This window comes from uncultured Clostridium sp., from assembly GCF_963515715.1.
GTDB lineage: Bacteria > Bacillota > Clostridia > Clostridiales > Clostridiaceae > Clostridium_AW.
Map to the genome: position 1 here is coordinate 36,898 of NZ_CAUPZS010000031.1, position 15,713 is coordinate 52,610.

The window sequence follows — 15,713 nt, forward strand, 5'->3', positions numbered from 1 at the left end:
ACTTATTAGAGGATCAGAACTAATTTCTGATCCTCAATCTTTTGTATTCGTTATATAGTTTTTAGCCTTTATCAATATTTTTATATTTGCTATATAGCTTTTAGTTTTCATTAATCTTTTTTATTAATTATATAATCTTTAGCTTTCATTTCTAAAGTGTTATCTAGAGGGGACAGTTCAATTTCCTCACCATATTTGTTCTCAAGGGCAGTTTTTAAAAGCCTATCCGCCAACTCAGGGTTTTTAGATAATAAACATCCGTGGAAGTAAGTGCAGAAGGTGTTTTTATAAATGCATCCCTCAAAACCATCTTCCCCATTGTTGCCAAAACCTCTTACTACTCTACCTAAAGGTTTTAAGTCTCCGATGTAGGTTCTGCCAGAATGATTTTCAAATCCTACGTAGGTTTCAGAAAAATCCTCATTAATTATTACGGTATTTCCTACAAAACGTCCATTACCACTATCCGTATATATCGGTAAGATATCCAATCCATCTAATTTTTCGCCCTCTACAGTGGTATAATATTTACCAAGCAATTGGTAGCCACCACATATTGATAGCATTACTTTTTCTTTTTCAACGTACTCTTTTATAGCATCTTTTTTAGTTCCCATTAAATCTTTAGAAACTATGGATTGTTCATAATCCTGTCCCCCACCAAAGAATACTATATCGTAGTCGTCACCTTTAAACTCCTCATTAATGGATAAGTTTATTATGTTTACTTTAATATCTCTTTTTTCTCCTCTATATTTTAGTATATTAATGTTTCCGATATCGCCGTAAACATTAAGGAGGTCAGGATATAGATGACAAATATTTAATTCCATAAGTTTTCCTCCCTTACTACCAAAGTTTATCTATATAATTTTTACTATGAAGATATTTTCTAAAATTAATCATGGCAGTATATGTAGCTAATACGTATACTACATTGCTTTCAGAACCTTTAATTTCATCCAATAATTTATCGTAGTTTTCACAAATTGAAAGATCCTCTTCTGGTAATCCAGCAACTTTAAGCCTTATGGCCATATCGCAGAGTCTTTCTCCAGCAACCATTATTTTTTCGATATTTAATGAAGAAAGATTTTCGAATTTTACATCCCATATCCAGGATATATCCCTTCCATCAGCATAACTATCATTTAACATCGTAACTAAATTGATTTTTCTATTATCTAAGGATACTGTATTTATGGCTTGATCATAACCGGCTGGGTTTTTAACCAGTATTATTTTAACCTCTTTTTCATCTATTTTAATTTCTTCTTGCCTTCCAAAGCTGCTTTTCTGATTTTTAAGAGTATCTGATACTACATCTTTATCTAAACCTAATTCTCTACCTATGGAGTATGCACAAAGGGCATTGTATATATTATAGACACCAGGTTGATTAATGTAAATCTCTTTTTCATCCATAGTAACTACAGAGCCTTCTCTAGAAATCTCCTTTATGTCATCCACCTTGTAATTTAAAGCTGGTCTTTTATATCCACAGTTTTCACATAGATAATCACCTAAATGATTATAGGTTATAAAATTATATGTGTAAGGATGTTTGCACTTTTTGCAAAACTTTGAGTCCGCATTATTATCTAGGCTTTCAGCATCCTTTAGAGGAAAATTTAGCCCATAATATACTCTTTCATTAGGCACTGGTAAATCTCCGAGCAAAGATTCATCTCCATTTAAAACTAAAGTGGAAAAAGGAGATTTTTCAACGCCTTCTAATATTTTTAAGAGAGTTGTGTACACTTCCCCGTATCTATCTAATTGGTCTCTAAATAAGTTAGTAATAGTTATTATTTCAGGAGTTATGAACTCAGTAACAAATTTTACATTGGCCTCATCTATTTCTATTACAGCATATTTTTCGCCTTTATAGTTATCATTAAACTTGAAGTTATCTACAAAACAAGATACTATGCCAGGAAACATATTAGCACCAGTGTGATTGGTTATAACCCTTTTTGAACTATCCTTAAGCATGTTATAAATCATACTAGTGGTGGTTGTTTTACCATTTGTTCCTGTAATAAGTATCACTTTATAATCTTTACCTAAAGCTTTTAATATATTTTTATCTAATTTTAAAGCTACTTTTCCTGGGAAATTTGATCCTCCCTTAAAAAAGGTTTTTGAAAGTTTCATAATTATTTTTGAAACTATTACGCTTATGTAAAATTTAATATTAATTTTAAACACACCCTTTATTTAAAATTTAGGATACTATGCAATCTCGATTAGTATATTATAATACATAACATCAATTTTTCCCATCGTAACTTATTTCATAAAACTGATCTGATATGCTAAAACCAGCACTTTTAGAGAGATTATTTAGTTTCTTCAAAAGTCTTGCCTTATTATCGCCTTCCATGGGAGTAGGACAATAATCGTTAATATAATCAACGGAAGAAATACTAGTTGGGATCGCTCTTACAGCATATGATTCAGGAATACCATTTTTCAATTTATACTTAACCTGCAATATAAAGGTATCTTTGTCCCTAGGATTGAAGTTTCCGCCAAAGCAGAAATTACCTAAACTATAAGCTATGATTTTACCTTTGTATTGTTCTATACCCTGAATTACATGAGGATGGTGTCCTATAATTAAGTCAGCTCCAGTATCTATAGCAAAACGAGCCAAAGTTTGTTGGGAATCCACAGGGTAATAGTCGTTCTCTATTCCCCAATGAAAGTTAATTATAACAATACGGCCTTCATCTTTTAATTTTTTTATATCTTTTTCTAATTTAGCTCTAAGCTCAGGGTAATCGCTAAAGCCCATGTATCCTAAAAATCCTAATTTAGCTCCTTTTACCTCAGTAGTCCAAACGTTGCCTTCACCAAAATAGTTTATATTATTAGCTTTTAAAGCTTCTATAGTATCGTTAAATCCTTGCTCTTTATAATCATAAATATGGTTATTAGAAATATTTACCCCTTCAATATGACCTAAAGTTAGAGATTTTGCATAAGATGGATCTGCTTTAAAATTAAACTGCTTTGACTCTCTAGTATCGGAGGTAGTAAAATTAGTTTCTAAGTTTACAACTGAGATGTCATCTTCTTTAAAGATTGAAGCTACATTTTTAAAGAAGTAAGAAAAGTCATTATTATTCTTATCGAGTACATAAGGAAGACTGTTTGCAAAAGCAAAGTTACTATCGTGGCCAATGGTTGCATCTCCCGCAAAGCTTAATAAAACTTCAGAGAAAGCATCTTTCTTGGGCGTATCTTTTTTCTCATCTACTTTCTCTTCTATTTGATTTTTCGATGCGGAAACTTCCTTATCTTTTTCTTTAGTGTCTTGAATATAATCAATATTTTTGGAATAGTATATTATATAGGAAATAGTTCCTGTTAAAATAAGCAATCCAAATATTAAAAATGAAACAAGTAAATTTGAAGTTTTCTTTTTACTCATAAAGACCCCCTATAATTTTAAACATTCTATTAAATAAAATAATAAGATATTTTTTTACCCTTGTCACTATAAAATACATTATAATCCTGTGGCATTTTTTGAGTAAATTTGATAAAATCTATATAAACATAAGAATAAATGTTAATTTATAAGTGGAGGGACTAATATGAACAATACTGCTACCTCTAAGGACTGGGTTGATTTAGCAAAAAATAATAAAAAAATTTTAGCTGGAATTTTGTCGGCTATTTTAATAATTTCTACATTTATATATTATCAAAAGACTGAAAAGGCTAAATTTAGTATAGTCAATAATAAAGCTGAGCAATATTATTATAACGCAGAATTCGATAAAGCTATACAGGAGTTTAATAAACTTTATGAAAAGGACAAGTCTCCTCTATGGAAAGCCAAGATAGCACAAGTTTATTCCGTTACAGGGGATTTAGAGAAATCTAGAAAATACTTAGAGGAAATAAGAGAAGTTAAGGGAAAATCTGAGGATGTAACTAATCTCTTTGTCTTTACTGAATATATGAATAAGGATTTCAAAAAGGCATTAGAAGATGGTGAAGAAGCTTTAAAAAGTAACCCAAAGGATAAGCAGCTTATAAAAACAATGTTTGCAGTTTATATGGCAAATGACAATTATAATAAGGCTAAAGAAATTTTATCCTCCTACCCTGTGGATGAAAAGTCATCCTATGATATGGCGGAGTATAGCAGAATGTTAATGCTCACTGGGGATAAAGAAAAAGGTTTGTCATTCTTAAGAAAAGCTTGGGATATTGATAAAGATGAGTTTAAAATATATGATGTGTTAGTTCAAATTGCACTTAATGATAAAGATACTCTACTAGAAGATATACATAATCTTTCTACTAAAAATTCAGAAGATGTAGCTTATAAAATGTGGATGGCTAAAATATACTCTATGAGTAAAAACACTGTAGCACAAGCTACTAATATAATGGATTCAATTAAGGATAAAGATATTGGGAAAATTGAAAAGGCTGTAATAGAGGCTACCATAAAACAAGATACAAATAAGGATGAGGAAGCAGAGAAGATCATAAATGATCTATTGAATAAACATAAGGGAGACTATAGAGTTTTACACAATGCAGGATGGTTTTATTTAAATAAAGATGATTTGGACAAGGCTGAAGAGTATGCAAAACAATCTCTATATAAGAATGAAGATTATCCAGATAACTATGCTTTTTTAATGCCACAGATATTAAAGAAGAGGGGCAAGACTTCAGAGATAGAACCTTATTTTAGAAAAGCTATGTTTATAGAACCTTACAATTATAATATAATGCTTGCCATAGCTAATCATTACTGGAATGCTGATAATGATGATGGGGCATTAGAATATTTTAAATTCGCTGAAATAATAAAACCAGAGGATGCAGAAATTAAATATAATATGGCTATTATTCATTTATCTAAAAAAGAAGATGATAAGGCTGTAGATATGTTGAAGAAAACTATAGAACTTAAAAATGATGTTCCTAAATATCATAGAACATTAGGTACCATATATTATCTTAACGGCAAAAATGAAGAGGCTATAAAAGAGATAAGATTTGCCTATGAAGCGGACAAAAATGACCCATTAACCTTAAATAATGCAGGATGTTATTATATAACTGTCCCCGCAGATATTCAAAGGGGAGTTTATAATTTACAGGCAGCGGTTAAAGCACTTACAAATGATACGGATGAATATACAAAGAAGACAGTAAAAGATAATTATGAAAAGGCTAAAAAGCTTTATGATGATTATGAAAAATCACAGGCCAATACAAAATTAAAAATACCTGATTTAATAATGTTTTATTAATATAAGAATGACAATAGGTTTTATCCTATTGTCATTTTTTTATAACTTGTCCCATAAGAATATATAAGGAAGCAGTAAGCTTTTAAGGAGGAGATTTAATGAAAAAAATAGGAATTTTGAATTATAAAATATCATCTGTAATTTCTACAATGGGACATACAGATTCTATAGCTATAGGGGATTGTGGTCTCCCTATACCTAAGGAAACTGAAAGAATAGATTTAGCTCTTATAAAAGATATACCTACTTTTATGCAAACTTTAAAGGCTGTACTACTAGAATTACAAATAGAAGAAGTAGAAATTGCTAATGAAACTAAAAAGGTAAGTCCACAGCTTTATGAAGAGATGAAAAAAGAATTAGGACATGTAAAAATAAATTTCATCACACATGAAGAATTGAAAGGAAGGCTTAGGAACTGCAAAGCGGTTATAAGAACTGGAGAACAAACACCCTATGCAAATATAATATTAAAATCAGGAGTGGTTTTTTAATGGGTGAAGAAAAGTTAAAAAAGCCCCCTTTTTTAGAGATGAGGAATATTTCTAAATCCTTTTCTGGGGTAAAAGCTCTTGAAGATGTAGAACTAAAAGTTTATGAAGAAGAGGTTCTAGCACTTTTAGGTGAAAATGGAGCGGGAAAATCTACTTTAATGAAAATATTAAGTGGTGTATATAAAAAAGATTCAGGAAGCATATTTATTAATGAAGAAGAAGTTGATATACAAGGAATAAAAGATGGGGAGAAGCTGGGTATATCTATAATTCATCAGGAATTGAGTTTGCTTTCCAACTTGAAAATATATGAAAATATTTTTTTGGGAAATGAGAAATACAAAGGTCTTTTTAATAAGCTTGATAAAGATTATATGAGAAAAGAGAGCAGAAAACTTTTATCAACTATAGGATTTACCCTGGATGTTGATACCTCAGTTAAAGATATAAATATCGGCGAAATGCAAATGATAGAAATAATTAAAGCGATTTCAAAAAAATCTAAGTTGATCATTATGGATGAGCCTACAACTGCCTTAACAGATGTGGAAAGGGAAAGATTGTTTCAGGTTATAAGAAGATTAAAGTCTCAAGGAATTTCTATAATATATATTTCTCATAGGTTAGAGGAAGTTTTTGAAATATGCGATAGGGTAAATGTATTAAGAGACGGCAAATATATAGGAGAAGTCCAAGTAAAAGATGTTACGAAAGATAGTTTAATAGCTATGATGGTTGGAAGAAAATTAGAGGAGCAATTTCCTTATAAAAAAGTTGAAGTAGGAGAAGAGGGGGAACCTCTTTTAAAGGTGGAAGGACTAAGCTACAAAAACAAAGTAAAGAATGTATCCTTTGAAGTAAAAAGAGGAGAGATACTTGGAATAGCAGGCTTAATGGGCTCTGGGAGAACGGAAGTTGCTAAGGCTATATTTGGAGAATATAAAAAGAACAGTGGAGAAATATATGTGGAAGGAAAAAAAGTAGAAATAAGCTCCACTAAAGATGCAGTAGAAAATGGAATAGCCTATTTATCAGAAGACAGGAAAAAAGAAGGCCTCATATTAAATATGTCGGTGGGGCACAATATTAGTCTTTGCAATTTAAAAAAATATGAAAATGCTATGAAAAGAATAAATAAAGAAGAAGAAATTAAAGATGTAGAAGATTATATAAAAAAACTGTCAGTAAAAACTCCTTCAGTAGACCAAGTAATTAAAAAATTAAGTGGAGGAAATCAACAAAAGGCCATAATAGCAAAATGGATTATGATTTCTCCTAAAATACTTATAATTGATGAACCCACAAGAGGAATAGATGTGGGGGCAAAGAGAGAAATATATGAAATTTTAAATGAGCTTAAAAGTATGGGAAAAGCTATAGTGATGATTTCCTCAGATATGTCGGAAGTGTTAGGTATAAGCGATAGGATATTAGTTATGAGTGAAGGAAAATTATCAGGAGAGTTACATAGAGAAGAAGCTACACAGGAAAAGGTTATGAAATATGCAGTAAACGCTATAAACTAAAAAACAAATTAAGGAGTGAGGAGAAATATAAATGGGAAGTAATATAAAGGGTTTTCTTTTAAAATTCAAATCCCTTTTAGGATTAATAATACTTTGTGTTGTTATTTCCATATTAACACCAAGGTTTTTAAGCATATCTAACATAATGAATGTTTTTACTCAGGTTTCTGTTAACGCAATATTAGCAATAGGAATGTCTTTTGTTATTTTAACAGGGGGAATTGATTTATCTGTAGGATCTACATTAGCTATATCAGGAGCGGTTTCTGCTAGTTTAATAAAATCAACAAATAGTATATTTTTGGCATCCATAGTAGCTATAGCAATTGGAGCCACCATAGGCTTAATGAATGGATTAGTGGTTTCAAAGGGTAAAATACAAGCCTTCATAGTAACCCTTGGCACCATGACCATATTTAGAGGAGTTACTGTTGTATATACTAATGGAACCCCTATATCAAGTCTATCGGAGGCATTTATGATAATAGGTAACAAAAAAATAGGTGGATACATTCCAGTACCAGCCATAATAACAGGCATCATACTTTTTATAGCATGGTATATATTAAATCAAACTAGATATGGAAGATATGTATACGCCATAGGTGGTAATGAGGATTCAGCAAGGCTTTCAGGTATAAATACAGATAAAGTTAAAACTTTTGTTTATGTATTATGTGGAATTACAGCAGCAATTAGCGGAGTAATTACTACAAGTAGAGTAGGTTCAGCATCTCCTAATGCAGGGTCAGGTTTTGAATTAGATGCTATAGCAGCGGTGGTAGTTGGTGGTACAAGCTTGGCAGGAGGAGAGGGGACAGTCATTGGGACCATTATAGGTGCAATGATAATAGGTGTTTTAAATAATGGACTAAATTTAGCTGGAGTATCCGCATATTATCAATCCATAGTGAAGGGATTGGTTATACTTTTAGCAGTTTTGATAGATAAAAAAAGCAAATAATTTATTACTTAATAAATTATTATTTTATAAAAGGGGAGAATTAAAATGAAGAAAAGAAATTTTAAAATGCTAGCATTGGCTTTGACAGGAATTTTAATGACAGCAGGTTTTACAGGATGCGGTAAATCAGAAGATAAAGATAGTGCACCAAAGGGGGAAGAAAGTAAAAAAATAGGTATGGTTATATCAACTTTAAACAACCCATTCTTTGTAACTATGAAAGAAGGAGCTGAAAAGAAAGCAAAGGAATTAGGCTATGAACTTATAGTGTTAGATTCCAGAAATGATGGCGCTACAGAAAGATCAAATGTAGAAGATTTAATACAAAAGGGTGCAAAGGTTATAATTGTTAACCCTACAGATAGTGATGCTGTTGGAAATGCAATAAAGGTAGCCAACGACAGCAAAATTCCTGTAGTTACAGTAGATAGAAATGCTAATAGCGGAGAAGTAACATCGCACATTGCTTCCGATAATGTGGCAGGTGGAAAACTGGCTGCAGAATTCATCATTGAAAAACTAGGTGAAAAAGGAAATATAGTTGAACTTCAAGGGCTACCAGGAACATCAGCGGCAAGAGATAGGGGAAAGGGATTCCATGATGGTTTAACAGGAAAAGATGGAATTAAAGTTGTTGCAAGTCAGCCAGCAGATTTTGATAGACAAAAAGGTTTAAGTGTAATGGAAAACATAATACAAGCTCATCCTGATTTCCAAGCCGTATTCTGTCATAATGATGAAATGGCATTAGGAGCAGCTAAGGCATTAACAGGAAAAGAAGTAATAGTTGTTGGATTTGATGGAAATGATGATGCTGTAAAAGCAGTAGAAAGTGGAGAAATAGCTGCTACAATAGCTCAGCAACCAGACTTAATGGGAAGCATGTCAATAGAAAATGCAGTTAAAATATTAAAGGGCGAAAATGTAGAAAAAGAAATTCCTGTAGAATTAAAGCTTATAAAGAAATAAATATATAAAGTATAATTTTCATTGATGTAATAAAGGGGCTATCTCAAAATAGAAAGTGATTTCTAGAGCGAGGCAGCCCAAAATTTTTTAAGTAAGATTCAGGTATCTATAGTTATAAAGGAAAGAAAGAGGCTTAGCTTTTTTGTATTTATGTCGATATAATATATATATAAAATAGTTAAGAGGTGGTTAGTTTGATAAAAAAAACCTTTAAATACATAGCAACAGCTATATTAATTACCTGTTCTTTTACTTTTGTAGCATGTGGTAATCAAAAGGTTAACAAGGGTGTTTTTGTAACTAAATGGGATAATTATTATGAAGGAAGTAACATAAAATTTTATTATGAAGGCGCTGACAATCCCAATTTACAAAAGTTAAGAACTAAATATGATTTAGATGAAGTGGTAAAGGATAGTAAAGATGATTTTGAAAAGTCTGTAAAGCTGATGAACTGGGTTAATAGCAAGATGAGATATAGTAAAAGTAGTTTAAGCACTAAGAAGGATGCATTGACTCTGCTTAAAGAGGCTGAAAATAAGAATACTTTATCAGATAAGGACTTTAATATAGTTTACAGTCAAAGCGCTGCTTCATTGGGAATATTTGCTAGAAGGGGAGAATTTAGAGTAAAAAATAGCCAAGTAGATGGAGAAAAATCATATTTTAAAGTATGTGAGGTATGGAGTGACAAGTATAATAAGTGGATTATGTTAGATGTTGTAAACAATAGCTTTATGGAGAGTGATGGGGTACCATTAAGTGCTATTGAGGTTTTAAATTCTGAATTAGTAGGGGTTAATACTAAAGGGGTAAAGAATATCAAAAAGTATATTAAAAAATTAAAACCTTATATGTATTCATATTCAATAGAAATTGATAATAATATATATGGCGTACCGAAGAGCAATTCATTTATTACATATAGTAAGGGAGAGGAATTGCCTGAAATAAGAATAGAAGGAGACATTATAAGGCCTACTATATTTGTAAAAAATGATACACTTTTTAATAAATCACCTAGGATTGTTCAAGAGGAGCAAAATGCACAAAAGGATAAAATGGCTACTTTAATATTTGCAAAGAACAATAGTGACGACAAAAAGGATGATAATGCTGAAATAACTTTCAATGGTGCAGCTTTTATGGATAGTGCAAACGTTGAAGGATATTACATAAGTATTGATAACATGGATTGGATGGAAGTTAAGAGTTACTTTACTTTCAGTTTAAAAGAGGGGGAAAACAACATAAGGTTTTCTTGGGACGGCAAAAAACCAATAAGAGAAGTAATTATAGAATATAAGAAATAAATTAACATTTTTTTAATTAAAGAATCGTAGTATAATATAGTATAATTAAGTAGTAATTAAATAGTAATTAAATGAGAGAGTGAGTGAAGTCTAGTGTTGTTAATATTTCAAGCTATTATTATTGCAATAGTAGAAGGATTGACAGAATTTGTACCTGTTTCTTCTACTGGACATATGATTCTTGTGGGACATTTAATAGGATTTACAGGTTCTTTTGCCAATTTATTTGAGGTTGTAATTCAATTAGGAGCAATACTTGCTGTGGTAGTCGTATATTGGGACAAGCTTTGGAGCAGTGTAAAGGGCGTGTTTAAACTTGACACCGTAGATTTAAGATTTTGGATAAACATAGTAGTAGCTGCTATTCCTGGAGCTATATTAGGATTTTTATTAGACGATTTTATAGATGCAAAGCTATTTAATCCAGTAATGGTAGCTGCAGCCTTATTAGTGGGCGGAGTTTTAATGATAATTATTGAAAATAAGTATAGAAGAAAGAGCACAACTAAATCTGTAGATAAAATAAGACTAAGACAATCTTTGCTTGTAGGGCTATTTCAATGTTTAGCTCTATGGCCTGGTATGTCCAGATCTGCATCTACAATAATGGGTGGATGGATTGCTGGGTTATCTCCAGTAGTGGCAGCTGAATTTTCTTTCTTTTTAGCAATACCTATGATGGTAGGGGCTTCGGGATTGAAGCTAATTAAAAGCGGGCTAGTTATGTCAAACATAGAAATAATTACCCTTGCAATAGGTTTTGTAGTAGCTTTTATAGTTTCATTAGTTGTTATTGAGAGATTTATAAAGTTCCTTCAGAAGAAACCTATGAGAGTTTTTGCTGTTTATAGAATTTTAATAGGAACCGTACTTTTAATATTAGCTATGTTTAAAGTTATAGTTATATAACTTTATTACATATTTAGATGATTAGATGTTTAGATAATGTATATATAGAATATAATAAAGTAAGATAAAAAGAAGGCGATTATTACGTCTTCTTTTTTTTATAATATTGTGGAATTTATTGTAATAAAACATAGTATATAATATAAAAACTCTTAAGGAGGAAAGTAAGTGAATGATTACAAGATATTAGTTAATGGAGTGACATCCTCAAGAGAGATTTCTAGAAACTTAAGAAACATTCCATATTCAAAAATAGTTCAAACTAATATCCTTAAACTATCATATAGGCCATATGAAATTTCTAGGGTATTAAGTGTGGACATGACTATTAGTTTAAAGACATTTAAAAAAACAAAATTGGATAGTGGGTGTAAGGTAAATATTATAGGTTTTAGAAATATAAACATTAACTATATAGCGGAGAATTCTAATAAAAAAGTTCACGAATTAAATTATAAAATACCATTTTCAACGGAAATAAAATACCTCTCCGATGATATTAGTGTAAAAAACATTTATGTACCAATAGATAAGATTTCTGTAAAACTATTAGATCCAAAACAATTAATAGTAACTTCTAGCGTATATATAGCTCCTTTGGTTGGACAATCTTAGAAGTGACTATGATTTTTTAGGATATACAGTTTATAACAAAAGGGATTAATATGCATAAAATATTATTAAAACTTTAATAACTTGGATTTAGAAAGGAGTAAAAAATGAAAGGTAATGACATAGAAATATCAGGGGTTATATCCCAGGATGATTTAAATTATTATAACTTACATTACCCACGTAAAGAGATATGTGAAACTTATGGTATTACGTTTTTGGAAGATAAGCCTAGCGTTGAAAATCCATTGCAAATTTTCTTCGATACAAAAGTAGTGGAAAGCAAAGTAGTATATACCCAAGGAGAAAATAAAATTTTTCTTCATGGTATTATAACAACAAAATTAGTCTATGTTGCAGATGAACCATCTAAACCTATTGAAACTATAGAATTTTATAAGCATTTTTCATGCTTACTACCAATGGATAGTCGTAATAATGAGTCCATAACTACTAGAGTTTTTATTGAAGATGCCATTGTAACTCAAGAGAGTAGTAGAGGCTTTTATATTTCGCTTCTATTACTTGTGTGCCCTATTTATACTAGAGATGTTAATGAGCATAAAGATGTAGAGATTTTACCTAAGAAGGAAAAGCTAAATAAAATTGAAGAACCTAAAAATATAAGCAGACCTGTTAAAAATAACGACGTAGATATAGAGGTTGAATATGATATGAATACGCAGCAACAATATTTTGAATCAAATTGGAAATAACGTGAACAAATTTCCATACTCCTTAATATAATACAATATAAACAATTTATTAAGGAAGTGGTGGTGACTGTAATTGAGTAAAGTAACCTATGGCAAAGAAAGTAATAATATAGATACAAACGTAGGATTAGCAAGTTTTTATGAAGATGAAAGATCAGTAGCTAGTGGAAATGTGCGCTTTAATTCTTGTCAACTTTGTGGGAATGTTGGATTAAGTCCTAGTCTCAATAATATGTCTAGATTATTGAGAGTAAACGTAAGATTAGTGAATGTTTGTTATGGAAAAGAATTAACTGTAGGATGTATCATAACAGATACATGTGGAAGAGTATTGGCTTATAAATCAGAGACATTTATAGCTGTTAGAGAAGGAGCTTTAAGATCTGTTGAAAGTGATGATTTAGTTTATAGCGGCGATTCTAACTGCGGATGTTCTGGAAGCTGTGGAGATGTAAACAGAGTATTTAACATTATACTTCCTAACAGCGATGTTTGCTCACCATTAACTGTAAGTGCAAGGATAATGGCTAACTATACTTCTCCATGTGACTAATATGAATTTAAAAAGTTAAATCAAGTGATTCTTAGCTTTGGCTGGGGTTTGTCTATAGAAATACTTACTCAAGCTGAAGCTAAGGGTAACTTATCTTCATTGTAATAGATGAGAGCATTAGAACTGGTTAGCTATGATATAAGAAATATCCATATAAAATAAAAAAAGAAACTAAAATTAATTTTAGTTTCTTTTTTGGTGCCGAAGACCGGAATCGAACCGGTACGGTGTTTTAGCACCGCAGGATTTTAAGTCCTGTGCGTCTGCCAGTTCCGCCACTTCGGCATAAATGTTGTCCATCTCTTTAAGACAAGATTTATTATAATATGCATATTTACATAAGTCAACAATTTTTTTGGATATTTTTATAAAATTTTTTTTCTACTATTATATGCAATAATATAAGTAACATATATATGACACATATAATTAATATGTGAAAAAATGTATTTTTAATAATTTATAATAGCAAAAGAGGTTGTAAGACGCTTTTATTCTTACAATCTCTTGTTTACCAAAGATTATGGTCATTTTGTATATCTTAGCAAATTGCTTATATCTTCAATCCATCCATTGATTATCTGTGTATTTTCAGTAAGTTTCTTTTTATCTTTCTCATATCCTTGCAACAATTGTAGTTGATGTTTCCAATATTCACACAGTTTTTCAAAAAAGTATTGTTCATTCACAATTGAAATATTGGATTTACCCTCTTGCGTTATCATCCTCAACTTATCGCTTACCTGTTCAGCAGATAATCCCATTGTCTTTTTTAAATCTCTTAAAACCCATTGCCTCTCAAATATGTTCATTGCACGCCAGCCAGCATATTGCTGTTCAAATGTATCTTGTATTCTTTCCAAAAGTTCTTTCGCATTTTGAAGGTCATCGTCGGTTAATCCTGAAATAGCTCCACTTCCTGTATCATCTTTATCAGAAATCAAATCATAATCCATTAAAACTTGAATAGAACCTATCTCTTGGCCGTTATATTTCTCTGCATTTAGTACAGACATAGCAAATCCCACACCAGCACTTTCAACGTCTATTATATGATCTCTGTTCATTGCATAAAATTCATCAGTACTCATCCCCATATCTTTTGCTACAATTTCAATGGCATTCATAGCAGTTTCGGTTTTTGCTAGCCCTGGTCCTATTGTGAAAGAGTACACGTTTTTCCCTTCAAGTTCCATAGCAAGTGTATTACAGAGTTCGACTTGGGCTGTTTTAAACACTTCATATGCTCCCATATACGGAGAAGCGCCAGACGAAGAAACAAAAACAATTGTACCGCTGTTTTGCTCTTTCATAATAGGCAGAAATTTTTGTGTAAGCAATAAAGGAGCTTTCAAATTGACAGCATAACTCTTGTCCCAAAAAGCAACATCAACTTCATCGATAGCTCCCATTTTTGTTACGGTAGCATTATTGAAAATCACATCAATACAGCCATATTTTCGCATAATGAACTCCGCCATTGTGCAAATTTGCTGTTCGTCTGACAAATCTATTTCATAATATTCTGCCAGCTTGTTTTCAAAATGATTGTTAATGTGGTTTTCTGCATTTACCCCTTTTTCACAATTTATTTCTGCAATGATAATCTTAGCTCCCATGTATGCAAAAGCCTTTGCTGCTTCAAAACCTATACCACCACCAGCACCTGTTAGCAGGACAGTCTTTCCATGTAAAACATTTTTCAAATCTGGTTTATTCTCAAGCAACATATTATCTTTCTCCTATATATAAACAAAAATAATCTACATCCATTATATCAAAATAATATAACAGTAAATTTTTTTCTACTATTATATGCAATAATATAAGTAATATATATATAACACATATAATTAATATATATAATGTGTTTTTAATATGGGGTTGATCCTATCTCTTAATTAACATATATAAAATTAATATATGAGATTGGTATAGAAATTAATATACGAGACTACTATGAAACTACAATGTATGAAATGTGGGGGGCATGAGAATAGATAATAGATAATAGTAAATTCAAGTGATATTCAGTGTTGGTTTATAAGGAATGAAGGGCAGTATATTGTATACTTGTCCTAGTGTATCAATATGCGATAAATGAAGAAAAATTAAGAAAAAGTTAGTATTAGCAAAATAATATTTTATAATAAGGCTCAATAGTATTATAGTGAAGTTATTATGTGATAGAATAACAAATGTCGTCAGGCGAGAGAGCAAAACAAAGCCGAAGAGACGACAAACAAATTTTAAAAAAATGTTGACAAGATGTTTTCAATGTGATAATATCTAAACGTTGGCAAAACAAGTTGAAAATGGTCTTTGAAAATTAAACAGAGGAATGAAACCAGTCGATTCTAAAGAGAATC

14 protein-coding genes and 1 tRNA gene are annotated in these 15,713 nt (G+C 31.0%); 10 read left to right on the forward strand and 5 right to left on the reverse strand.

Going from position 1 to position 15,713, the window contains the following annotated elements:
• Window positions 1-110: 110 nt before the first annotated feature.
• The 3 genes from RYO54_RS17120 to RYO54_RS17130 all read right to left on the reverse strand — a co-directional run bounded on the left by RYO54_RS17120 (window position 111) and on the right by RYO54_RS17130 (window position 3,439).
• Window positions 111-833: a type 1 glutamine amidotransferase gene (locus RYO54_RS17120; RefSeq protein ID WP_315121549.1), complete on the reverse strand. Its 723-nt coding sequence runs from the start codon at window positions 831-833 to the stop codon at window positions 111-113.
• Between the two features lie 16 nt (window positions 834-849).
• Window positions 850-2,211 carry a Mur ligase family protein gene (locus tag RYO54_RS17125; RefSeq protein ID WP_315121552.1) on the reverse strand — a complete coding sequence of 454 codons (1,362 nt, stop codon included), beginning with the start codon at window positions 2,209-2,211 and terminating at the stop codon, window positions 850-852.
• 61 nt (window positions 2,212-2,272) lie between these two features.
• Window positions 2,273-3,439 (reverse strand): CapA family protein, encoded by a 1,167-nt coding sequence (locus tag RYO54_RS17130; RefSeq protein WP_315121555.1) that lies wholly within the window; start codon window positions 3,437-3,439, stop codon window positions 2,273-2,275.
• 166 nt (window positions 3,440-3,605) lie between these two features.
• On the opposite strand from RYO54_RS17130, the gene RYO54_RS17135 reads away from it, so the two are divergent.
• The 10 genes from RYO54_RS17135 to RYO54_RS17180 all read left to right on the forward strand — a co-directional run bounded on the left by RYO54_RS17135 (window position 3,606) and on the right by RYO54_RS17180 (window position 13,344).
• A complete protein-coding gene (locus tag RYO54_RS17135; protein ID WP_315121557.1) occupies window positions 3,606-5,288 on the forward strand; it encodes a tetratricopeptide repeat protein in 1,683 nt (560 codons plus the stop codon).
• A 98-nt stretch (window positions 5,289-5,386) separates the two neighbouring features.
• On the forward strand, window positions 5,387-5,782 hold the full coding sequence (gene rbsD, locus RYO54_RS17140) for a D-ribose pyranase (RefSeq protein WP_315121560.1): 396 nt from the start codon (window positions 5,387-5,389) through the stop codon (window positions 5,780-5,782).
• On the forward strand, window positions 5,782-7,308 hold the full coding sequence (locus RYO54_RS17145) for a sugar ABC transporter ATP-binding protein (protein ID WP_315121562.1): 1,527 nt from the start codon (window positions 5,782-5,784) through the stop codon (window positions 7,306-7,308). The genes rbsD and RYO54_RS17145 overlap by 1 nt, the downstream gene beginning before the upstream one ends.
• Before the next feature lie 31 nt (window positions 7,309-7,339).
• Window positions 7,340-8,272: an ABC transporter permease subunit gene (locus tag RYO54_RS17150; protein ID WP_315121565.1), complete on the forward strand. Its 933-nt coding sequence runs from the start codon at window positions 7,340-7,342 to the stop codon at window positions 8,270-8,272.
• A 45-nt stretch (window positions 8,273-8,317) separates the two neighbouring features.
• Window positions 8,318-9,241, forward strand: a complete 924-nt coding sequence (gene rbsB / locus RYO54_RS17155) for a ribose ABC transporter substrate-binding protein RbsB (RefSeq protein ID WP_315121568.1) — start codon at window positions 8,318-8,320, stop codon at window positions 9,239-9,241.
• Window positions 9,242-9,435: 194 nt separating this feature from the next.
• The gene (locus tag RYO54_RS17160; protein ID WP_315121570.1) at window positions 9,436-10,554 is read left to right on the forward strand and encodes a hypothetical protein; all 1,119 of its coding nucleotides are present in this window, start codon (window positions 9,436-9,438) and stop codon (window positions 10,552-10,554) included.
• Between the two features lie 93 nt (window positions 10,555-10,647).
• The gene (locus tag RYO54_RS17165; protein ID WP_315121571.1) at window positions 10,648-11,463 is read left to right on the forward strand and encodes an undecaprenyl-diphosphate phosphatase; all 816 of its coding nucleotides are present in this window, start codon (window positions 10,648-10,650) and stop codon (window positions 11,461-11,463) included.
• A 168-nt stretch (window positions 11,464-11,631) separates the two neighbouring features.
• Entirely contained in the window at window positions 11,632-12,078 is a 447-nt protein-coding gene (locus RYO54_RS17170; RefSeq protein WP_315121574.1) for an SPOCS domain-containing protein, read from the forward strand.
• A gap of 104 nt (window positions 12,079-12,182) precedes the next feature.
• Window positions 12,183-12,791: a hypothetical protein gene (locus RYO54_RS17175; protein ID WP_315121576.1), complete on the forward strand. Its 609-nt coding sequence runs from the start codon at window positions 12,183-12,185 to the stop codon at window positions 12,789-12,791.
• 73 nt (window positions 12,792-12,864) lie between these two features.
• Window positions 12,865-13,344 carry a hypothetical protein gene (locus RYO54_RS17180; protein ID WP_315121578.1) on the forward strand — a complete coding sequence of 160 codons (480 nt, stop codon included), beginning with the start codon at window positions 12,865-12,867 and terminating at the stop codon, window positions 13,342-13,344.
• A 196-nt stretch (window positions 13,345-13,540) separates the two neighbouring features.
• Here the strand turns inward: RYO54_RS17180 and RYO54_RS17185 are convergent.
• Window positions 13,541-13,629, reverse strand: a tRNA-Leu gene (locus tag RYO54_RS17185).
• A gap of 242 nt (window positions 13,630-13,871) precedes the next feature.
• Window positions 13,872-15,074, reverse strand: coding sequence for an SDR family NAD(P)-dependent oxidoreductase (locus RYO54_RS17190; RefSeq protein WP_315121580.1), 1,203 nt, complete (start codon window positions 15,072-15,074; stop codon window positions 13,872-13,874).
• Between the last annotated feature and the right edge of the window lie 639 nt (window positions 15,075-15,713).

What these genes read in the sequence shown, in the direction of transcription:
- RYO54_RS17120 (WP_315121549.1), bottom strand. Translation starts at nt 833, where the DNA reads ATGGAATTAAATATTTGTCATCTATATCCTGACCTCCTTAATGTTTAC.
- RYO54_RS17130 (WP_315121555.1), bottom strand. Translation starts at nt 3,439, where the DNA reads ATGAGTAAAAAGAAAACTTCAAATTTACTTGTTTCATTTTTAATATTT.
- RYO54_RS17135 (WP_315121557.1), top strand. Translation starts at nt 3,606, where the DNA reads ATGAACAATACTGCTACCTCTAAGGACTGGGTTGATTTAGCAAAAAAT.
- rbsD (WP_315121560.1), top strand. Translation starts at nt 5,387, where the DNA reads ATGAAAAAAATAGGAATTTTGAATTATAAAATATCATCTGTAATTTCT.
- RYO54_RS17145 (WP_315121562.1), top strand. Translation starts at nt 5,782, where the DNA reads ATGGGTGAAGAAAAGTTAAAAAAGCCCCCTTTTTTAGAGATGAGGAAT.
- RYO54_RS17150 (WP_315121565.1), top strand. Translation starts at nt 7,340, where the DNA reads ATGGGAAGTAATATAAAGGGTTTTCTTTTAAAATTCAAATCCCTTTTA.
- rbsB (WP_315121568.1), top strand. Translation starts at nt 8,318, where the DNA reads ATGAAGAAAAGAAATTTTAAAATGCTAGCATTGGCTTTGACAGGAATT.
- RYO54_RS17175 (WP_315121576.1), top strand. Translation starts at nt 12,183, where the DNA reads ATGAAAGGTAATGACATAGAAATATCAGGGGTTATATCCCAGGATGAT.
- RYO54_RS17190 (WP_315121580.1), bottom strand. Translation starts at nt 15,074, where the DNA reads ATGTTGCTTGAGAATAAACCAGATTTGAAAAATGTTTTACATGGAAAG.